General features: G+C 29.1%; 19 protein-coding genes. All 19 read left to right on the top strand.

Features of this window, described 5'->3' with window-relative positions; translation table 11 throughout:
* Positions 1–100 precede the first annotated feature (100 nt).
* The 19 genes from I2E83_RS02995 to aspS all read left to right on the top strand — a co-directional run bounded on the left by I2E83_RS02995 (position 101) and on the right by aspS (position 19,385).
* Positions 101–1,270: a transglutaminase-like domain-containing protein gene (locus tag I2E83_RS02995; RefSeq protein WP_195428487.1), complete on the top strand. Its 1,170-nt coding sequence runs from the start codon at positions 101–103 to the stop codon at positions 1,268–1,270.
* Complete coding sequence (locus I2E83_RS02990; protein ID WP_195265649.1) at positions 1,263–1,565, top strand: Dabb family protein; 303 nt, start codon at positions 1,263–1,265, stop codon at positions 1,563–1,565. The genes I2E83_RS02995 and I2E83_RS02990 overlap by 8 nt, the downstream gene beginning before the upstream one ends.
* 99 nt (positions 1,566–1,664) lie before the next feature.
* Positions 1,665–2,531: a DegV family protein gene (locus tag I2E83_RS02985; RefSeq protein WP_195265648.1), complete on the top strand. Its 867-nt coding sequence runs from the start codon at positions 1,665–1,667 to the stop codon at positions 2,529–2,531.
* A gap of 174 nt (positions 2,532–2,705) precedes the next feature.
* The gene (ruvA, locus tag I2E83_RS02980; RefSeq protein WP_195265646.1) at positions 2,706–3,311 is read left to right on the top strand and encodes a Holliday junction branch migration protein RuvA; all 606 of its coding nucleotides are present in this window, start codon (positions 2,706–2,708) and stop codon (positions 3,309–3,311) included.
* A 9-nt stretch (positions 3,312–3,320) separates the two neighbouring features.
* Positions 3,321–4,346 carry a Holliday junction branch migration DNA helicase RuvB gene (ruvB, locus tag I2E83_RS02975; RefSeq protein WP_195265644.1) on the top strand — a complete coding sequence of 342 codons (1,026 nt, stop codon included), beginning with the start codon at positions 3,321–3,323 and terminating at the stop codon, positions 4,344–4,346.
* Between the two features lie 43 nt (positions 4,347–4,389).
* Positions 4,390–5,418: a tRNA preQ1(34) S-adenosylmethionine ribosyltransferase-isomerase QueA gene (gene queA, locus I2E83_RS02970; RefSeq protein WP_195428485.1), complete on the top strand. Its 1,029-nt coding sequence runs from the start codon at positions 4,390–4,392 to the stop codon at positions 5,416–5,418.
* A 21-nt stretch (positions 5,419–5,439) separates the two neighbouring features.
* Positions 5,440–6,582, top strand: a complete 1,143-nt coding sequence (gene tgt / locus I2E83_RS02965) for a tRNA guanosine(34) transglycosylase Tgt (protein WP_195265639.1) — start codon at positions 5,440–5,442, stop codon at positions 6,580–6,582.
* 100 nt (positions 6,583–6,682) lie between these two features.
* Entirely contained in the window at positions 6,683–6,958 is a 276-nt protein-coding gene (yajC, locus tag I2E83_RS02960; protein WP_195265637.1) for a preprotein translocase subunit YajC, read from the top strand.
* 51 nt (positions 6,959–7,009) lie between these two features.
* Positions 7,010–7,378 carry a TIGR04086 family membrane protein gene (locus tag I2E83_RS02955; RefSeq protein ID WP_195265635.1) on the top strand — a complete coding sequence of 123 codons (369 nt, stop codon included), beginning with the start codon at positions 7,010–7,012 and terminating at the stop codon, positions 7,376–7,378.
* A gap of 402 nt (positions 7,379–7,780) precedes the next feature.
* Positions 7,781–9,046: a protein translocase subunit SecD gene (secD, locus tag I2E83_RS02950; RefSeq protein ID WP_195265633.1), complete on the top strand. Its 1,266-nt coding sequence runs from the start codon at positions 7,781–7,783 to the stop codon at positions 9,044–9,046.
* Positions 9,039–9,911, top strand: a complete 873-nt coding sequence (gene secF / locus I2E83_RS02945) for a protein translocase subunit SecF (RefSeq protein WP_195428483.1) — start codon at positions 9,039–9,041, stop codon at positions 9,909–9,911. The genes secD and secF overlap by 8 nt, the downstream gene beginning before the upstream one ends.
* A gap of 141 nt (positions 9,912–10,052) precedes the next feature.
* Complete coding sequence (locus tag I2E83_RS02940; protein WP_195265629.1) at positions 10,053–10,904, top strand: DHH family phosphoesterase; 852 nt, start codon at positions 10,053–10,055, stop codon at positions 10,902–10,904.
* Between the two features lie 92 nt (positions 10,905–10,996).
* Positions 10,997–11,515, top strand: a complete 519-nt coding sequence (locus tag I2E83_RS02935) for an adenine phosphoribosyltransferase (protein WP_195265627.1) — start codon at positions 10,997–10,999, stop codon at positions 11,513–11,515.
* 100 nt (positions 11,516–11,615) lie between these two features.
* Entirely contained in the window at positions 11,616–13,808 is a 2,193-nt protein-coding gene (locus I2E83_RS02930; protein WP_195428481.1) for a bifunctional (p)ppGpp synthetase/guanosine-3',5'-bis(diphosphate) 3'-pyrophosphohydrolase, read from the top strand.
* Positions 13,809–13,820: 12 nt separating this feature from the next.
* Positions 13,821–14,270 (top strand): D-aminoacyl-tRNA deacylase, encoded by a 450-nt coding sequence (gene dtd / locus I2E83_RS02925; RefSeq protein ID WP_195265623.1) that lies wholly within the window; start codon positions 13,821–13,823, stop codon positions 14,268–14,270.
* Positions 14,271–14,284: 14 nt separating this feature from the next.
* The gene (locus I2E83_RS02920) at positions 14,285–14,887 is read left to right on the top strand and encodes an MBL fold metallo-hydrolase (protein WP_195265621.1); all 603 of its coding nucleotides are present in this window, start codon (positions 14,285–14,287) and stop codon (positions 14,885–14,887) included.
* 11 nt (positions 14,888–14,898) lie between these two features.
* Positions 14,899–16,323 (top strand): coproporphyrinogen III oxidase, encoded by a 1,425-nt coding sequence (locus I2E83_RS02915; protein ID WP_195428480.1) that lies wholly within the window; start codon positions 14,899–14,901, stop codon positions 16,321–16,323.
* A gap of 13 nt (positions 16,324–16,336) precedes the next feature.
* Positions 16,337–17,584, top strand: coding sequence for a histidine--tRNA ligase (gene hisS / locus I2E83_RS02910; protein WP_195428478.1), 1,248 nt, complete (start codon positions 16,337–16,339; stop codon positions 17,582–17,584).
* A 16-nt stretch (positions 17,585–17,600) separates the two neighbouring features.
* Complete coding sequence (aspS, locus tag I2E83_RS02905) at positions 17,601–19,385, top strand: aspartate--tRNA ligase (protein ID WP_195428477.1); 1,785 nt, start codon at positions 17,601–17,603, stop codon at positions 19,383–19,385.
* Positions 19,386–19,474 lie beyond the last annotated feature (89 nt).

Below are 19,474 nucleotides of genomic sequence, written 5' to 3'. Positions count from 1 at the left end.
TATTTAAATATATATTACAACTTATAAAATAACTTATATTATGTTAAAATAATATAGAATAAATAGTAAAATATTTACAATGGGTATTGGAGGGGTTAACTTGATAGTTATTATAAATGATGTAATGAATAATAACGATAATATTGGTATTTCAAAAAAAGTTTGTGAAGAAATTGAAAATAGCATAGTTTATAATCCGTATGAAGTAGCCTTGATGTTAGATAATATATTAAATAACAATATAAAGGAAAACTTTGAGGGCTTGGATATTTGGAATAGGCTAGTAGTTGAAACTGCTAAGGAAATTCAAAATCAGTATGGCAAGCATTTAATTATACCTATAAATGTTGAAAATTTAGAAAATCTTATATTATTAAAACATAGCTTTGTTAATATAGATAGTGAAATTTATGTTTTTAATATTACTAATAGTAAAGAGTATGCTGAAAAGGATGAGGAAGAAGGCTATTATAATATTAATATAAATAATAAAATTAATGAAATTAATGAAAATATTAAATCAGTAATAATAGGTAAAATGAAGGTTTTAAGGAGTGACTTTTTAAATAATGAATTTTTAATCAATAAAACTTATGTCATTAAAGGAAGCAAAATAGATGTAAATCTTTTAAATTCTTCTCATCAAAGTGTAAAAAATTTATATAGGAAAAAACCAAACTATGAAATTATATTAGAAACTCATCCTCTAATTATTCAACAAGAATTAAATATAGAAAGATTAGAAAAATACTTAATGCCAACCAAAAGTATAGAATGTGATTCTAAATATATCAAAGATTTTGCTAAGAATTTGATTGGTAATGAGAAAAATAAACTAATGATAATAAATAAGATATTAGAATTTACCAGAAATATAGAATTTGATGATGAGTTATCTACAAGAATATATGAAGGCGAAGATACTCAAAGTGCTTTAAAGACGATAAGTATTATGAAAGGAAGTTATAGTGAATGTACTAACGTATTCATTGCATTATGTAGGGCATCTAATATACCAGCAAAATTTATTTTAGGAAAAACTTCTAAAAATTTATATCATACATGGGCAGAAGTATACATTCAGGGCGTTGGGTGGATACCAGTAGAAACAAGAATAAATATCCCAGTAGACGTAAGCAAGGCCTATTTTGGAATTACAAATAAACATATAAAAATTTATGAAGGTGTTGATTTTGAAGATATAAACGTAAAATTATATAATTTAGACATAGATTTAAAAATATTAAATAAGGAGGAAGTTTATGATTAAGCATATAGTTATGTGGAAGTTAAAAGATAGTGCAGAAGGGAATACTAAGGAAATTAATGCTATAGAAATAAAAAGACAGATAGAAAGTTTGAAAGAAAGTATAGATAAAGTATTAGAATTAGAAGTAGGAATAAATTTTGAAGAGTCTATTCAAGCTTATGACGTAGTTCTATATTCAACATTCCAATCAAAAGAAGATTTAAATTATTATCAAAATCATGAAAAACATTTAAAGGTAGTTAATTTTATAAAAAGGGTAATTGAATCAAGAGTTGTAGTGGATTATGAAGTATAATATTAAATTACTTTGTAAACTTCATAGAAAAACTTTGAATATAGATGTATAATAAAAAGCATATTATAATTATAAAAGATATTTTGGGAGGAGATGACTATGAAGACAGTTATTTTAACAGATTCTTGTTGTGATTTACCTATAAGCTTTGTTAAAGAAAATAATATAGAAATAATGCAGCTTAGAGTTAATATAAAGGGTGATGACATTCCAGATGATCTAGGACAAAGCATAAAGTATAAAGAGTTTTATGATATGATTAGATCAGGTGAAATGCCTTCTACATCTCAGGTTAACTCATATACATTTGCAGAAGCATTTAAAAAATATTCTAGTGAAGGTTATTCAATAATTTATATAGGATTTTCATCAGCACTTAGTGGTTGTGTAAATAGTGCAAGAATAGCTAAGGAAGCAGTAGAAGATGAAATTAAATCTGCAGATATTACAGTGATTGATACAAAAAGTGCATCACTAGGACTAGGACTTATAGTTTATTATGCTGCTAATATGCTTAAAAATGGATCAACGAAGGAAGAAATAGTAAACTGGATAGAAGAAAATAAATTGAAAGTTAATCATTGGTTTACTGTAGATGATTTAAATCATTTAAAAAGAGGCGGTAGAGTATCAAGTACAGTTGCTATAGTTGGAACAATGCTTAGCATAAAACCAATAATGCATGTAGATGATGAAGGAAAGCTAACCCCAGTTTCTAAAGTAAAGGGTAGAAAAAAATCAATTAAGGAATTACAAGAAAAATTAAAAGAAAAAATTGTGAGTCCAGAAGATCAAACAATATTTATAAGCCATGGTGATTGTTTAGCTGAAGCAGAGCATTTGAGAGATTTGATTCTAAAAGAAACAAAAGTAAAAGAAGTTATTATAAATAACGTAGGACCAGTTATTGGAGCACATTCAGGTCCAGGAACATTGGCATTATTTTTTATAGGTAATAATAGATAAGTTTTTTAATAATTATTTTATAGAAAGGAGTAAGATGAAATTAATCTTACTCCTTTTGCATCTCTATGATAATGTTTCTACCTTGAATTATTTTATTTATAATGATAAAGTATAGTGTAGGTTAGAAACTAAATAAAGAAGAGTATTTAGTTGGCATATGAGGGGGTTAGTTGTATGTACGAATACATAAGAGGAAAATATAAAGGTATAAATAGAGATTATATAATTGTAGAAAATAATGGGATAGGTTACAAGATATTTACATCAGGAGCAACTATGTCATCTATGCCAAGAATTGACGAAGAAGTTAAGTTATATCTTGAGCAAATAGTAAGAGAAGATTTTTTAGGGTTATATGGATTTGATTCTAGAGAAGAACTTGAAATGTTTAAATTATTACTATCTATTAATGGGGTTGGTGCAAAAGCTGCATTATCATTATTATCAATTAGTAGAATTAATAATTTAAGATATGCAATAATGATGGGAGATGAAAAACATTTATGTAAAGCTCCTGGAATTGGGAAAAAAACTGCAGGAAGAATTATATTAGAGTTAAAAGATAAAATTAAAAAAGAAGATATAGCTGAAGTAATAGAGGGATCAGGTGAATTTGAAGATTTAATGCCAAATAATGCAAGCAATATAGCAGAGGCTTTAGGTGCACTTTTAGCTCTTGGATATTCAGAAAAAGAAGCAGAGGCTGCACTTAAAAAAGTAGATAAGACAGATACTCTAGAAAATATAATTAAAAATTGTTTAAAGGTTCTTATGGGATAGAGGTGAATTATGGAAAGAATAATAACACCACAAGAAATATTTGAAGATGGAAATTCTTTGAGTTTAAGGCCACAGAGTTTAAATGAGTATATAGGCCAAGATAAAGTTAAAGAAAGATTAAATATATTTATAAAGGCGGCACAAAATAGGGATGAAGCTTTGGATCATGTACTATTATATGGACCACCAGGTCTTGGTAAAACTACATTGGCTAATATTATAGCAAAGGAAATGGATGGAGAGCTTAAAATAACTTCTGGGCCAGCAATAGAAAGAGCTGGTGATTTAGCTGCAATATTAACAACACTTAAAGATAATGATGTTTTATTTATAGATGAAATACATAGATTAAATAGAAATGTAGAAGAAATATTATATCCAGCAATGGAGGATTATGTTCTTGATATCGTTATTGGAAAAGGAGCAGCAGCTAAATCTATAAGATTAGATTTACCTAAGTTTACTTTAATAGGAGCAACAACAAGAATAGGTATGTTAACATCTCCATTAAGAGATAGATTTGGAGTTCTTTGTGATATGCAATATTACACAGAAGAGCAACTTAAAGAAATTATAATTAGATCTGCATTTGTATTTGAATGTAATATAACAGAAGAAGGTGCTTATGAGCTTGCAAGAAGATCAAGAGGTACCCCTAGAATTGCAAATAGATTATTAAAAAGAGTTAGAGATTATGCTCAAGTTTATTCAGATTCTCTTATAAGTTATAAAGAAGCAAAAGCTGCACTTGAACTTTTAGAAGTAGATGATAAAGGTTTTGATAGAGTTGATAATAAGATATTAGAAGCAATAATAGATAACTTTAATGGTGGACCGGTAGGAATAGAAACACTTTCCTATTTTATAGGAGAAGAGCTTGGCACAATAGAAGACGTATATGAACCTTACTTATTACAAACGGGATTTATAGTTAGAACTTCAAGAGGAAGGGTTGCAACCGATAAAGCCTATGAACATTTAGGTAGAAGTAAGGGCAAGAGAAAAGTAACAGGGGAGCAGCAAAAGCTGTTTTAGAGAAAATTTAAATTATTAACGATAAAGATTAGGAGACGAGAAAATGAAAGTAAGCGATTTTGATTTTGATTTGCCAGAAGAATTAATTGCACAACATCCTTTAGAAAGAAGAGATTCTTCAAAGCTAATGGTTTTAGATAAAAAAAGTGGAGATATAGAACATAGATCTTTTCATGATGTAATAGAGTATTTAAATGAAGGAGATACCTTAGTTTTAAATAATACAAGAGTAATGCCAGCAAGATTAATAGGTGAAAAAGAAGGAACTGGTGGAAAAATTGAGTTCTTGTTATTAAAAAGAATTGAGGGCGATAAATGGGAATGTTTAGCTAAGCCAGGTAAAAGAGCAAAGGTTGGTCAAAAATTTACATTTGGTGAAGGTAAATTAACATGTACTGTAGTGGATGTTGTAGAAGAAGGAAATAGAATAATAGAGTTTTCATATGAGGGAATTTTCGAACAAGTATTAGATGAGTTAGGAGAAATGCCACTTCCACCATATATTACTGAAAAACTTGAAGATAAAGAAAGATATCAAACTGTATATTCAAAAGAAAAGGGATCAGCAGCAGCTCCAACAGCAGGATTACACTTTACAGAAGAATTATTAAAAGAAATCAAGGCTAAAGGAGTTAATATTGCATATTTAACTCTTCATGTTGGCCTAGGAACCTTTAGACCTGTAAAAGTTGAAGATATTAATGAACATATAATGCATTCCGAATATTATCACTTAGATAAGGAAAATGCAGATTTAATAAATGAAACTAAAAAAAGAGGAAATAAAGTAATAGCAGTTGGTACTACTTCCACAAGGACTTTAGAGACCATTGGCGATGAGAGTGGATTTGTAAGAGAGCAAAGTGGATGGACTGATATATTTATTTATCCAGGATATAAATATAAAGTTATTGATGAATTAATAACTAATTTCCATTTGCCTGAATCTACTTTAATAATGTTAGTTTCAGCTTTAGCAGGAAAAGAAAATGTAATGAATGCTTATAATGAAGCTGTTAAAGAAAAATATAGATTTTTCTCCTTTGGAGATTCTATGCTAATAAAAGAATAAACAAGAAGAGGAAGTGAGATTTTGAGTAAGAAAAGATATACTTTACTAAAAAAGGATGGAAACGCAAGAAGAGGGAGATTTGAAACTCCACATGGAACTATAGAAACTCCTGTATTTATGAATGTTGGCACGCTTGCTGTAATAAAAGGCGCAGTATCAACAATGGATTTAAAAGAGATAGGATGTCAAGTGGAGTTATCAAATACATATCATTTACATTTAAGACCATCAGATAAAGTTGTAGCAAAACTTGGTGGACTGCATGAATTTATGAATTGGGATAGACCAATACTTACAGATTCAGGTGGATTCCAAGTATTTTCATTATCAGGAATGAGAAAGATAAAAGAAGAAGGTGTTTATTTCTCATCACATATAGATGGTAAAAAGATATTTATGGGACCAGAGGAGTCAATGCAAATTCAAAGTAATTTAGCTTCAACTATAGCAATGGCATTTGATGAATGTATTCCAAATCCATCTACAAGAGAGTATGTAGAAAAGTCAGTTGCAAGAACAACAAGATGGCTTGAAAGATGTAAAAAGGAAATGGATAGATTAAATTCACTTCCTGAAACTATAAATAAAGACCAAATGCTATTTGGAATAAATCAAGGTGGATGTTATGAAGATATAAGAATCGAGCATGCAAAGACTATAACAAAGATGGATTTAGATGGATATGCAATAGGTGGTTTAGCAGTTGGTGAAACCCATGAAGAAATGTATAGAATTATAGATGCTGTAGTACCATATTTACCAGAAGATAAACCTATATATTTAATGGGAGTAGGAACGCCAAGTAATATATTAGAAGCAGTTGACAGAGGAGTAGATTTCTTTGATTGTGTACTTCCAGCAAGAAATGGTAGACATGGTCATGTATTCACAAAAGAAGGAAAGATAAATCTAATGAATGCAAAATTTGAGTTAGATACAAGACCGATAGATGAAGGGTGTCAATGTCCAGCTTGTAAAAGCTATACAAGAGCATATATAAGGCACTTATTTAAAGCTAAGGAAATGCTTGCAATGAGACTATGCGTATTACATAATCTTTATTTCTATAATAAGCTTATGGAGGATATAAGAGCTGCTATAGATGGTGGATACTTTAAAGCCTTTAAAGAAGAAAAATTAAAAGAATGGAATGGAAAAGCTTAAAGTATTAAGTATCTGTTAATATAATTGACAATACCATATAAATAAGATATAGTTTTTATTATGAAACATATTAGTTATTTAATGAAGGGAATGAATATAAATGGCACAAATATTATCACTTGTAGTACCATTCGCATTAATGTTTGGTCTTATGTACTTTTTACTAATTTTACCTGAAAAGAAGAGAACAAAAAAATACAATGAAATGTTATCAGCATTAGAAAAAAACGATGAAATAGTAACTAGAGGCGGAATAATGGGAAAGATAATAATAGTAGAAGAAGACTATGTTATTATCGAAACTAGCGCTGAAAGAACAAAATTAAAAATTTCTAAAAATGGTATTGCATCAAAAGTAAATAAAGTAACAGAATAAGAATAATACCCCCTAGTATTTCATAAATTAATACTAGGGGGTGAAATGTTTATGGACTGGTCAAATTATTTTAAAAGTGTTCTAAAAGGTGTTGTTTGGGCAATTATGATTACATTTTTAGTAACAGCAATACTTTCTCTAGTAATGAATAGTGTTACTCTTGGAGAAGGTGTTTTTAATATTATTTATGTAGTTATTTCTTGTCTAGCTTTAGTTGTAGGCTCACTAGTTGCAGTAAAAGCACATGGAAGTAAAGGGTGGATTGTTGGTTTAGCAGTAGGATGTATGTTTTACATAGCTCTATATATAATTGGTATTATATTCGGCGCAGAACCAACATTAGGCATGTATGATTTTATTAAATTTACATTATGTGTATTTATTGGCCTTTTTTCTGGAATGCTAGGCGTAAATCTATAACGTTATTAATACAATAAAAATTTATTTGTAAAACTAAAGATTCTTTCAATCAATTCATAATAATTATATAATATATTAAAAAATAAGAGGATTTCGTGTTCTCTTATTTTTTTATTTAATAAAAATATATAATTGATTAATATTAAATTTAATGAATATATGATCAAAACTAAAGTTACTAATATTCTATGAAATATGAGATTAATCTAAATTATATGTAATTATTGTATAAATTTACAAAATAATAGTTATACTTATTTATATAAGTGTGCTAAATAATATTTATTAAGAGAATTTGGAATAAAAAGGATGGAAAACGACTCCAATTAAGTAAAAAGTAGTTGATATTACTTAACATAAGTAATATAATTTTAATTGAAAACTTACCAGAGGGGGAAGAACATGAAAGCGAGAAGCAAAAGCAAGAGTAAAAGTTCAATATTATTTATACTCTGTATCGTTGCTATTTTCTCATTAGCATTTACAGGTTTTAAAGGGTTTGAAATAGCAGGATGGGAGTTTAAGTCTTTTAATAAAGCAATAACTAAAGGACTTGATCTTCAAGGTGGAGTATCAGTTTTGATGGAGATTCAAGAAGATGATGTCCCATCAGATGTTCGCCAAAGAACAAAGCAATTATTAGAACTTAGAGTTAATAAAATTGGAGTATCTGAAACAGTAGTAACTGAAGAAGGTGAAAAAAGAATAAGGGTAGATATACCTGGAGCATATAACTCAAGTGAAATAGTTGATGGATTAAGTAAAACTGGTAACTTAGAATTTAAGGACCCAGAAGGTAATGTTGTTTTAACAGGTAAAGATGTTAAAGAAGCAACGGCTATTCTTGATGATACATCAAGACCAGTTGTATCATTAGAATTAAATGAGGAAGGGCAAAGAAAATTTGCTGAAGCTACAGCTGATAATATAGGAAAGACTATAAGTATATCAATGGATGATGAAGTAGTATCTCAGCCAGTAGTTCAAAGTGCTATTACTGATGGGAAAGCTGTTATTAATGGAATGTCTTCAATGGAAGAAGCAACAAAATTATCAGGAATTATAAGTTCAGGTGCGCTTCCAGTAACAGTTAAAGCAGTATCTATTAATAATGTAGGAGCTCAATTAGGTGCAGAAGCATTTCCAAATGCAGTCAAGGCTGGTGTTATTGGTATATCATTAATATTTATATTCATGATACTTTGGTATAGAGTTCCAGGAATTTTGGCAAGTATAGCATTAACATTATATATAACATTAGTACTTTTAGTATTTGTAGAGATGGGTGTAGCACTAACGCTACCAGGAATTGCAGCATTATTGCTAACAGTAGGTATGGCGGTAGATGCAAATATCTTAATTTTTGAAAGAATTAGAGAAGAACTTTCTAGAGGAATATCTGTTAAAAGCGCAGTAAAAAGTGGATTTGAAAATGCAATGTCATCAATAGTGGATTCAAATGCTACAACATTTATTGCTGCACTTATATTGTATTTTATAGGTTCAGGAACTGTAAAGGGATTTGCGGTGACACTAATGATAGGAATAGTTTTAAGTTTAATTACTGCTTTAGTAGTTACTAAAATTTTAATAAATTTTGCAGTAGATATGGGACTTTTAAAGAGTTTATGGCAGTTTAGAGTAAAGAGGGGGGCTAATAATGCTTAAAATTATAGAAAAAACTAAGCTTTGGTTCGCCTTATCAATAATAGTTATAGTAGTTGGAGTAGGATTTACTATTTCAAGAGGATTAAATTTTGGTATAGACTTTTTAGGTGGTACTAAAGTTGTTATTGAATTAGGTGAAGGATTTAATAAACCTGAAGCAGATGAAATAGTTAAAGGGATAGTTCCAGATGCAGTTACAAATGAGGCAAATGGAACACAATACGAAATTAAAGCAAAAGATTTAGATAGTAAAAAAGTTTCAGAAGTTTTTAAAGCCTTACAAGATAAATATAATCTAGAAGATGACGATTTATTATCACAGAATGAAATTGGAGCTTCAGTAGGAAAAGAACTTACAAGAAATTCAGTTGTTGCATTATTAGTAGCTTGTGTAGCAATGCTTGCATATATTGCAATGAGATTTGAAATGAATTATGGTATAGCTGCTATCATAGCACTTGTACATGATTTATTTATTACAATTAGCGTATTTGCAATTTTCAACATACCTGTTAATACACCATTTATAGCAGCCATATTAACAATTGTGGGTTATTCTATAAATGATACAATAGTAATTTTTGATAGAATAAGAGAAAATTCTAAAAACATGAGAAGAGCATCAGCTACTGAAATTGCAAATAAGAGTTTAACTCAAACTATGTCAAGATCAATAAATACAACATTAACGACATTAATTACAATTATAGCCGTAAATATATTTGTTCCAACAGTTAGGGAGTTTACATTCCCATTAATAATAGGTATTGCAACGGGGGCATATTCTTCTATATGTATAGCTTCACCAGTATGGGTTATATTAAAAGATAAAAGAGGTAAAAAAAGTAAAGCTGAATTGGCTTAATCTTTTAAAAAATAACAAAAAAAGTTAAACCTCCGAAATATTTTGGAGGTTTATTATTTTTTTCCTTAGAAAACATTTGTAATATTGGAGATTTTACATTATAATATATGTGTTTTCTTAAGTTTTATGGAGGAGTTTATAATGCGTAAGTTTTGGGAGAGTATTTATAGTCCAAATTATATTACTGGATATAATCCCTTTATACTTAAAAATATGAATAAAGCTATTGAACATATGGTAGAAGCTATAAATAATAGAAAAAAGATAGTTATTTATGGAGTACCTAATGTAGATGGAATATGTGCTATATCATCTTTAATATTGGTATTAAAATATTTAAATGCAGATATAGAATATATAATTCATGATGAAACTTCTAGTTCTGGAATAACATCAGAAGATATAAAGAATAATGTTAGTTTTCTAGGGGGTCAACTTTTGATAACCTTAGGTATAGATTTGAGTTCAGAAAAAGAAGAAAAGCTTTGTAGGGATCTTGGGATAGATTTGATAGTTTTGGAAAATAAAGAAGTTAATAATGAGAGAAATTACATATACATAAATCCAAATCAAAGGGGATGCCAGTATAGATATAAAAATTTATCTATTAGTGGATTAACCTTTAAATTAATGCAAGCAATTGCTATATACTATAACATAAAGAGCATAAATAAGTATTTGGATTTGATACTTATAGGAGAGCAGTGGGCAGAAGTTCCTTTAAAAGGAGAAAATGGTGTTATTTTAAAGGAAGGAAGAAAATTTTTAATAAATACTAATAATTATGGCTTAAGGTCTATAATGAATTATTATAGTATTGTTGAAATGGATGAAGAGTGCATATTGAAAATTATAGATGTCATTACACCAACTATAAATGCAGTTACAATGATGGATAATGCACGTATAATTATAGAACTTTTGACTACTACTAAGAAAGATAGAGCTGAACAAATAACAAAATATTTAAACAAATCAAAGATAACTATATAATTAATTAGATAATTACTGTAAAATTATATTGATGGTTTTTAGTAAGAAAAATGATTATATAGTTTGTAATTTTTAGTAATGGAGGATTTATCATGAATCTAAAAGAAAAGATACGAGTAATTGAAAATTTCCCAAAGGAAGGAATAAGCTTCAAGGATATAACAACAGTAATTGGAGACGGAGAAGCACTAAGATATTCAATTGATAAAATGGTTGAACATCTTAAGGATAAAAATATAGATTTAATAGTTGGGCCAGAAGCAAGAGGGTTTATTTATGGAGTTCCTGTAGCTTATGCAATGGGTATAGGTTTTGTACCAGTAAGAAAGCCAGGAAAGTTACCTGGTGAAACAATATCAATAACTTATGATTTAGAATATGGTAGCGATACATTACAAATACACAAAGATGCTATAAAAAAAGGACAAAGAGTTGCAATAGTTGATGATTTACTAGCAACAGGTGGTACAATAGATGCAGTAGCTAAGCTTGTAGAATTAGCTGGTGGAGAAGTAGTTTGTTTAGATTTCGCAATTGAGCTTACAGGTTTACATGGAAGAGATAAATTAGGAAAATATGAAGTTATGTCTTTAGTTGATTACGAATTTTAATATTGTTGAAATATCAAATCAAATATTATATAATAAAAGAAAATGGCTGGTTGTTAAAACCAGCCAATTATTTTAGACTTAATCAAAGGAGATTACCCATATGTATGAAAGCCTATTACGAAAAATAAATGAAAATTGTAACAATATAGATACAGATATCGTAAAAAAAGCATATGATTTAGCATGTGATGCTCATAAGAACCAAAAGAGAGAGTCAGGTGAGCCCTATGTAACACATCCAATAGATGTGGCTGAAATACTTGCTGAAATGGGTATGGATACTAGTACAATCGTAGCTGGACTTTTACACGATGTTATAGAAGATACACACTATACATATGATGATATAAAAAACATATTTAATGAAGAAATTGCAGATTTAGTTCAAGGTGTAACTAAGCTTGGAAAAATAGAATATAAGACAAAAGAAGAGCAACAAGCCGATAATGTTAGAAAAATGCTTTTAGCTATGGCAAAGGATATTAGAGTAATAATTATAAAGCTAGCGGATAGATTACATAATCTTAGAACTTTAAAATTTATGCCTAAAGAAAAACAAAAGCAAAAGGCTAAAGAAACTTTAGATATTTATGCTCCATTAGCTCATAGATTAGGTATTTCTAAAATTAAGTGGGAACTTGAAGATTTATCTTTTAGATATTTGCATGAAGAAGAGTATTATGATTTAGTAAAACAAATAGCAGAAAAAAGAGCTGAAAGAGAAACTTATATTGCTGAAATAATAGAAGATTTACATAATAAATTGGAGGAATCTGAAATAGATTCTGATATAGATGGAAGACCAAAGCATTTTTATAGTATCTATAAAAAGATGATAAATAAAAATAAAAGTATTGAGCAAATATTCGATTTAACAGCAATAAGAATTTTAGTAAATACAGTTAAAGATTGTTATGGTGTATTAGGGATAGTTCATACTATATATAAACCTATTCCTGGTAGATTTAAGGATTATATAGCAATGCCAAAGCCTAATATGTATCAATCTCTTCATACTACTGTAATAGGGCCTCAAGGGAAAACATTTGAAATACAAATTAGAACCTTTGAGATGCATAAAACTGCAGAATATGGTATAGCAGCCCATTGGAAGTATAAAGAGGGTGATACGCAAGAAGATAAGGAAAAATCCTTTGAAAATAAGCTTGCATGGTTAAGAGATATGCTTGAGTGGCAAAAAGAAACATCAGATGCAGAAGAATTTATTGAAGGTTTTAAGATAGATTTATTTACAGATGAAATTTTTGTATTTACTCCAAAAGGCGTTGTGATAAATTTACCAAGTGGAGCTACTCCAATAGACTTTGCATATAGAATACATACAGATATAGGAAATAGATGTATTGGAGCAAAGGTAAATGGTAAAATAGTACCTCTTGATTATAATCTAAAAACAGGTGAAATAGTAGAAGTATTAACATCTAATAATGCTAAGGGACCTAATATGGATTGGCTAAATATGGCTAAAAGTAATCAAGCTAAAAGTAAAATAAGACAATGGTTTAAGAAAATTAAAAAAGAAGAAAATATAGATAAAGGGAAAGAAGTTTTTGAAAAAGAACTAAAGAAACAAGGGGTAATTTACTCAGAAATTGCCAAAGGTGAAGCATACGAAAAGTCAGTTAAAAGATACAATATTCACAGTATGGAAGATTTATATGCTTCAATAGGAGTGGGGCAGATTTCAGCTTCATCATATATAGCTAAGTTAAAAGAAGAAAATATTACTGAAAAACAAAGTTTAGAAAGCATAAATAAGTCAATTGATGATCATATTTCTAAATCAGATAAGGCAAATACAAATAAGAAAACATCTTCTAATGATTATGGAGTAACAGTAAAAGGCGTTAATAATCTTATGGTAAGGTTTGCTAGATGTTGCAATCCAGTTCCGGGAGATGAGATACTTGGATATATAACTAAAGGAAGAGGAATTTCAGTTCATAGAAGTGATTGCAGTAATTTAAAAGCTTTAATTGATTATGATAATGGAAAAGTTGTAGAAGTTTCATGGGGTTCTTCAAAGGGAACAGCCTATGTAGCTGAAATACAAGTTAGAGCAGAAGATAGAATAGGAATATTATCGGATATAATGATGATAATAACTGAAGCTAAATTACCATTAAATGCATTAAATGCTAAATCATCAAAAGGCAATATTGCCATAATAAATATAAAGGTAAAAATTGATTCCATTGAACAGCTAAGAGAGCTTATGAGAAAGATAAGAAGACTAAAAGGTGTAATGGATGTATATAGAATGAATAACTAAAGAGGTGATTATATGAGAGCCGTTGTTCAAAGAGTAACATCTTCTAAAGTTACAGTAGAAGAAAATATTATTGGGTCAATAAATAAAGGACTGAATGTATTAATAGGCATCTCAAAGGATGATACTGAGGAAGATTTATTATATATTAAAGAGAAGCTAGTTAATTTAAGAATATTTGAAGATGAAGCTGATAAAATGAATTTATCAGTTTTAGATGTAAAAGGTGAAATTTTAGTGATTTCTCAATTTACTCTTTATGGAGATTGTAGAAAGGGTAGAAGACCAAACTTCATGGAAGCAGAAGGTGGGGAAAAAGCAAAAGTTTTATATGAAAGGTTTGTTGAATTATTAAAGGAATCAAATTTGAAAGTTGAAACTGGTGAGTTTGGAGCACATATGAAAGTAGATATCCAAAATGATGGACCTGTGACTTTAATGTTAGATAGCAAAAAGAACTTTTAAAAAGGAGGATAAGTATGATAGTAAAAACATATCCGCTTGGATCATTGCAAACAAATTGTTATTTAGTAATAGATGAAAAGACAAATAAAGCTGCTGTAATAGACCCAGGTGCAGAGGCTAGTTATTTAATGAAAGAAATTGAAGCTCTAGGAATTGAAATAGAAGTAATACTTTTAACACATTGCCATTTTGACCACAATGGAGCTGTAGAAGAATTAAAAGATAAATATAAAGTAGATGTTTATCTTAATAAAGCAGAAGAAGAATATATGGAAATGGATTCTTCAGGAATATTTGGAAAGCTACCTAACATTTATAAATATATAAATGAGGGTGATGAAATAAAGGTTGGAGAATTAACTTTTAAAGCAATATTTACCCCAGGGCATACAAAAGGTGGAACTTGTTACTTAGTAGAAGATAAGGTATTTACTGGAGATACTTTATTTAATGGTTCAATAGGTAGAACAGACTTCTTAGGTGGTAGTTATAATGAGCTTATAGAAAGTATAGAAACTAAGCTTATGGTACTTGATAATGATGTAGAAGTTTACCCAGGTCATGGACCAAAATCTACTATTATATTTGAAAGGATGAAAAATCCATTTCTAGCATAAGAGGAGAATAAATGGAATTAAAAATTAGTTTAAATAATTTAAAATATAGATATGACGTATATCAAATGTTTAATATATATTATGCGCTTGATGAAATTAAGTTTGAAGAAGATGGTAACTATATAATAAACATAGAAGAAGATAAAATATCATTTTCATTTAATGAGTTTTATAGAGAATGTACTGTTTTAGAAAATATAAAAGAGGATATTAAGAGATTAATTTTTTCTTCATTGAAAGAAATAACAGGAGATTACTATCCATGGGGAATACTTGTAGGAATAAGGCCATCTAAAATAGCGTTGAAATACTTAGAAGAAGGAAAAAGTGAAAAGGAAATAATAGATATATTTGCAAAGAAGTACTTAGCTTCAGAAGAAAAAGCTAAGCTTTGCATAAAAGTAGCTAAAAAAGAGCAAGAACTTGTAAATAAAGATGAAAAGAGTATTGCTATCTACATTGGAATGGCATTTTGTCCAACAAGATGTTTTTATTGTTCCTTTACAGCTAATCCTATAGGTGGAAATAAAAAATTAGTAAATCCTTATTTAGAAGCATTAACATATGAAATAAGAGAAATGAAAGAATATGTTAATGAGAGAAATTTAAAAATAGAAAGTGTATATTTTGGTGGAGGAACTCCAACAGCAGTAAATAATGAAGAGTTTGAAGATATTATGGAAGAAATTTATAATGCCTTTGTATTAGATAAAGATATAGTTGAATTTACTGTAGAATGTGGAAGACCAGATAGTATAACTTTAGAAAAGCTTCAAACTATGAAAAAATATAACACTACTAGAATAAGTATTAACCCTCAAACAATGAACGATGATACATTAAAAATGATTGGTAGAGGACATACATCAAAAGATGTTATAGATAAATTTAACTTAGCTAGAAATTTAGGATTTGATGATATAAATATGGATATGATAATTGGCTTGCCAGGAGAAGGGATAAAAGAAGCAGAATATACTGCAAATGAAATCTTAAAGTTAAGACCAGATAGCTTAACTGTCCATGGATTATCCTTAAAAAGAGCATCAATTCTTTATGAAAACTTCATTTTAAAAAAAGGAATACAAATAAAGAAGCAAGATGAACTTTCATCAATGTATGAAGTAAGTAGAAGTTTAGCTAAAAGTTTAAATATAGAGCCATATTATATGTATAGACAAAAAAATATGGTTGGCAATATGGAGAATTTAGGCTATTCTAAAGAAGGCAAAGAATGCTTATATAATATACAGATGATAGAAGATAAGCAAACTATAATAGCTTTAGGAGCAGATGCCGTATCAAAAGTAGTCTTTCTAGAAGAAAATAGAATTGAAAGATTTGGAAATGTTAAAGATATTAGAGAGTACACAAGTAGAATTAAGGAAATGGTAGAGGAAAAGATAAAACTTTTAGATACACTTTACCTTAAATAGGAGGAGATATTTTATGGAAATCCAAGCACCTAAGGGTACTAAGGATATGCTACCTCAAGATGCATATAAGTGGCATTATGTAGAGGGAGTTTTAAGAGAAGTTTCAAAAGCATATGGAGTAAGAGAAATAAGAACGCCAATGTTTGAACATACAGAATTATTTTTAAGAGGTGTTGGAGAAACAACTGATATAGTGCAAAAAGAAATGTACACTTTTAATGATAAAGGTGATAGAAGCATTACCTTAAAACCAGAAGGTACTGCACCAACAGTAAGAGCTTTTATAGAAAATAGATTATTTAATGAAGCTCAACCAACAAAGTTATATTACATAATACCTTGTTTTAGATATGAAAATGTTCAAAAAGGTAGGCTTAGACAATTCCATCAATATGGAGTTGAAGTTTTTGGGTCAAAAGAAGCTTCAATTGATGCTGAAGTAATTTCATTAGCTATGGAATCACTAAAGAAGCTAGGACTTAAAAGCTTAAGTTTAAATATAAACAACTTAGGGTGTCCTAAATGTAGGCCTAAATATAATGAAGCTCTAAAGAAATATCTTGAAGAAAATTACGATAATCTTTGTGGAATTTGTAAAACTAGATTTGAAAAAAATCCAATGAGAATTCTTGATTGCAAAGAAAAAAGTTGTAATGAAATAACTAAGCATGCTCCAATTATATTAGATTATATATGTGAAGAGTGTGATTCTCACTTTACTGAAGTTAAAAATTATTTAGATGCTTTAAAAATACAATATAAAGTAGATCCAGGTATAGTTAGAGGATTAGATTATTATACAAAGACTATATTTGAAATATTAAATGATGATTTTACAGTTTGTGGTGGCGGAAGATACGATAAGCTTATAGAAGAAATTGGTGGACCAGAAATGCCAGCTGTAGGATTTGGATTAGGTTTAGAAAGACTTATAATGACTTTAGAAAAAGAAGGTATAGAAATTCCAAATGAAGGATTAGTTGACTTTTATATAGGTGCTAGAGGGGAAGATGCTAAGACAAGTGCTTTTGTATTAGCTAATAAACTTAGAGCAGTTGGTATAAAGACAGAAATAAATCATATGGGAAGAAGTATTAAAGCAGAAATGAAATATGCAAATAAAATAGGTTCTGCCTTTACTACAATTTTAGGTGATGACGAACTTCAAAATAAGACACTAAAGCTTAAAAGAATGAGTGATGGTGAGCAATTTGAAGTAAGTTTAGATAATATAGAAGAAATAGCAAAGCTTGTAAAATAGTTAGGAGGAAGAAAAAATGGGTGAAGCTTTAGGTGGCTTAAAAAGAACCCTAATGTGTGGGGAAGTTAGAGAAAGTAATGTATCACAAAAAATCACATTAATGGGTTGGGTGCAAAGAAATAGAAAATTAGGAGGTCTACAATTTATTGACCTTAGAGATAGAACAGGAATAATGCAAATAGTATTTGGTGAAGAGATAAATGCTGAAGCTTTTGAAAAAGCTAAAGATGTTAGACCTGAATATTGTATAGCAGTTACTGGAGAAGTAGTTTTAAGAGAAGCTCCTAATCATAATATGCCAACAGGATTAGTAGAGCTTAAGTGTGAAAGTTTAAAAATTCTTTCAGAATCAGATACACCTCCAATATATATAAAGGAAGGCTTAGATGCTGCTGAAAGTATAAGATTAAAATATAGATATTTAGATCTTAGAAGACCAGATATGCAAAGAATATTCATGATTAGAAATAGAATCTCTAAATCAGTTCGTGACTATTTAGATGATAATAACTTTTTAGAAGTAGAAACTCCAATGCTTACAAAGAGTACACCAGAAGGAGCTAGAGATTATCTTGTACCTTCTAGAAATTATCCTGGAATGTTCTATGCGCTTCCACAATCACCACAAATTTTTAAACAACTATTAATGGTTTCAGGATTTGATAGATACTATCAAATTGTAAAATGCTTTAGAGATGAAGATTTAAGAGCAAATAGACAACCAGAATTTACTCAAATAGATTTAGAAATGAGTTTTGTTGAACAAGAAGACGTTATTAAAATGAATGAAGGTTTAATAGCTCATGTGTTTAAAGAAGTAGCAGGAGTAGATGTTAAATTACCAATAAAGAGAATGACATTTAAAGATGCTATGGAAAAGTATGGTTCAGATAAACCAGATTTAAGATTTGGAATGGAAATAACTAATATTACAGAAGACGTAAAGGATATGGATTTTGTAGTGTTTAAATCAGCAATAGAAGCTGGTGGTTCAGTAAGAGCATTATGTTTAAAAGGTGGAGCAGAGCTTGGAAGAAAGCCAATAGATAAATTAGGTGAATTTGTTAAGACTTATAAAGCTAAAGGTCTTGCATGGATTCAATTAAAAGAAGATGGAGTTAAATCTTCTATTTCTAAGTTCTTAACTGATGATGTTACAAACTCAATAGTTAAAACTATGGGAGCAGAGGTTGGAGATGCTATCTTTATAGTTGCAGACAAGAATTCAGTAGTATTCCAAAGTTTAGGAGCATTAAGATTAGAGCTTGCTAAACAATTTGACTTAATAAAAGATAAAAACGAATTTAATTTTACTTGGATAACAGAATTCCCATTATTCGAATATGATGAGGAAGAAGGAAGATATCATGCAGCACATCACCCATTTACATCACCTATGGATGAAGATTTAGATATGCTAGAAACTAATCCAGGTGCAGTAAGATCAAAAGCATATGATTTAGTTTTAAATGGTGAAGAATTAGGTGGAGGATCTATAAGAATACATGATTCAAAGCTTCAACAAAGAATGTTTAAAGCATTAGGATTCACAGAAGAATCAGCACAAGAAAGATTTGGATTCTTAATAGATGCATTTAAGTTTGGACCACCACCACACGGCGGATTAGCTTTTGGACTTGATAGAATGGTAATGTTCTTAGCTGGAACAGAAAATATAAAGGATGTTATTGCATTCCCTAAAAACCAAAATGCTTATTGTTATTTAAGTGAAGCACCTAATATAGCAGATGAAAAGCAATTACAAGAATTAGGTATTTCAATAAATGTAAAAGAAGACTAAAATATATTAAAAAGAGGATGTATCAAAATAAACTTTGATACTAGTCTAGAGAAAGGGAAGTTCGAATTAGAACTTCCCTTTTTTAGTAT

Origin of the sequence: Clostridium sp. D46t1_190503_E9 (assembly GCF_015555225.1) — a bacterium.
Lineage (GTDB): Bacteria > Bacillota > Clostridia > Clostridiales > Clostridiaceae > Clostridium.
Note: the sequence above shows the minus strand (reverse complement) of the source record. Positions and strands in the feature narration are given on the sequence as shown.

Coding starts and splice junctions, on each gene's coding strand:
- yajC (WP_195265637.1), top strand. CDS start 6,683: ATGGCACAAATATTATCACTTGTAGTACCATTCGCATTAATGTTTGGT.
- I2E83_RS02915 (WP_195428480.1), top strand. CDS start 14,899: ATGGAATTAAAAATTAGTTTAAATAATTTAAAATATAGATATGACGTA.
- I2E83_RS02940 (WP_195265629.1), top strand. CDS start 10,053: ATGCGTAAGTTTTGGGAGAGTATTTATAGTCCAAATTATATTACTGGA.
- secF (WP_195428483.1), top strand. CDS start 9,039: ATGCTTAAAATTATAGAAAAAACTAAGCTTTGGTTCGCCTTATCAATA.
- queA (WP_195428485.1), top strand. CDS start 4,390: ATGAAAGTAAGCGATTTTGATTTTGATTTGCCAGAAGAATTAATTGCA.
- aspS (WP_195428477.1), top strand. CDS start 17,601: ATGGGTGAAGCTTTAGGTGGCTTAAAAAGAACCCTAATGTGTGGGGAA.
- ruvB (WP_195265644.1), top strand. CDS start 3,321: ATGGAAAGAATAATAACACCACAAGAAATATTTGAAGATGGAAATTCT.
- I2E83_RS02930 (WP_195428481.1), top strand. CDS start 11,616: ATGTATGAAAGCCTATTACGAAAAATAAATGAAAATTGTAACAATATA.
- I2E83_RS02920 (WP_195265621.1), top strand. CDS start 14,285: ATGATAGTAAAAACATATCCGCTTGGATCATTGCAAACAAATTGTTAT.
- I2E83_RS02955 (WP_195265635.1), top strand. CDS start 7,010: ATGGACTGGTCAAATTATTTTAAAAGTGTTCTAAAAGGTGTTGTTTGG.
- I2E83_RS02985 (WP_195265648.1), top strand. CDS start 1,665: ATGAAGACAGTTATTTTAACAGATTCTTGTTGTGATTTACCTATAAGC.
- hisS (WP_195428478.1), top strand. CDS start 16,337: ATGGAAATCCAAGCACCTAAGGGTACTAAGGATATGCTACCTCAAGAT.
- secD (WP_195265633.1), top strand. CDS start 7,781: ATGAAAGCGAGAAGCAAAAGCAAGAGTAAAAGTTCAATATTATTTATA.
- I2E83_RS02990 (WP_195265649.1), top strand. CDS start 1,263: ATGATTAAGCATATAGTTATGTGGAAGTTAAAAGATAGTGCAGAAGGG.
- I2E83_RS02935 (WP_195265627.1), top strand. CDS start 10,997: ATGAATCTAAAAGAAAAGATACGAGTAATTGAAAATTTCCCAAAGGAA.
- dtd (WP_195265623.1), top strand. CDS start 13,821: ATGAGAGCCGTTGTTCAAAGAGTAACATCTTCTAAAGTTACAGTAGAA.
- ruvA (WP_195265646.1), top strand. CDS start 2,706: ATGTACGAATACATAAGAGGAAAATATAAAGGTATAAATAGAGATTAT.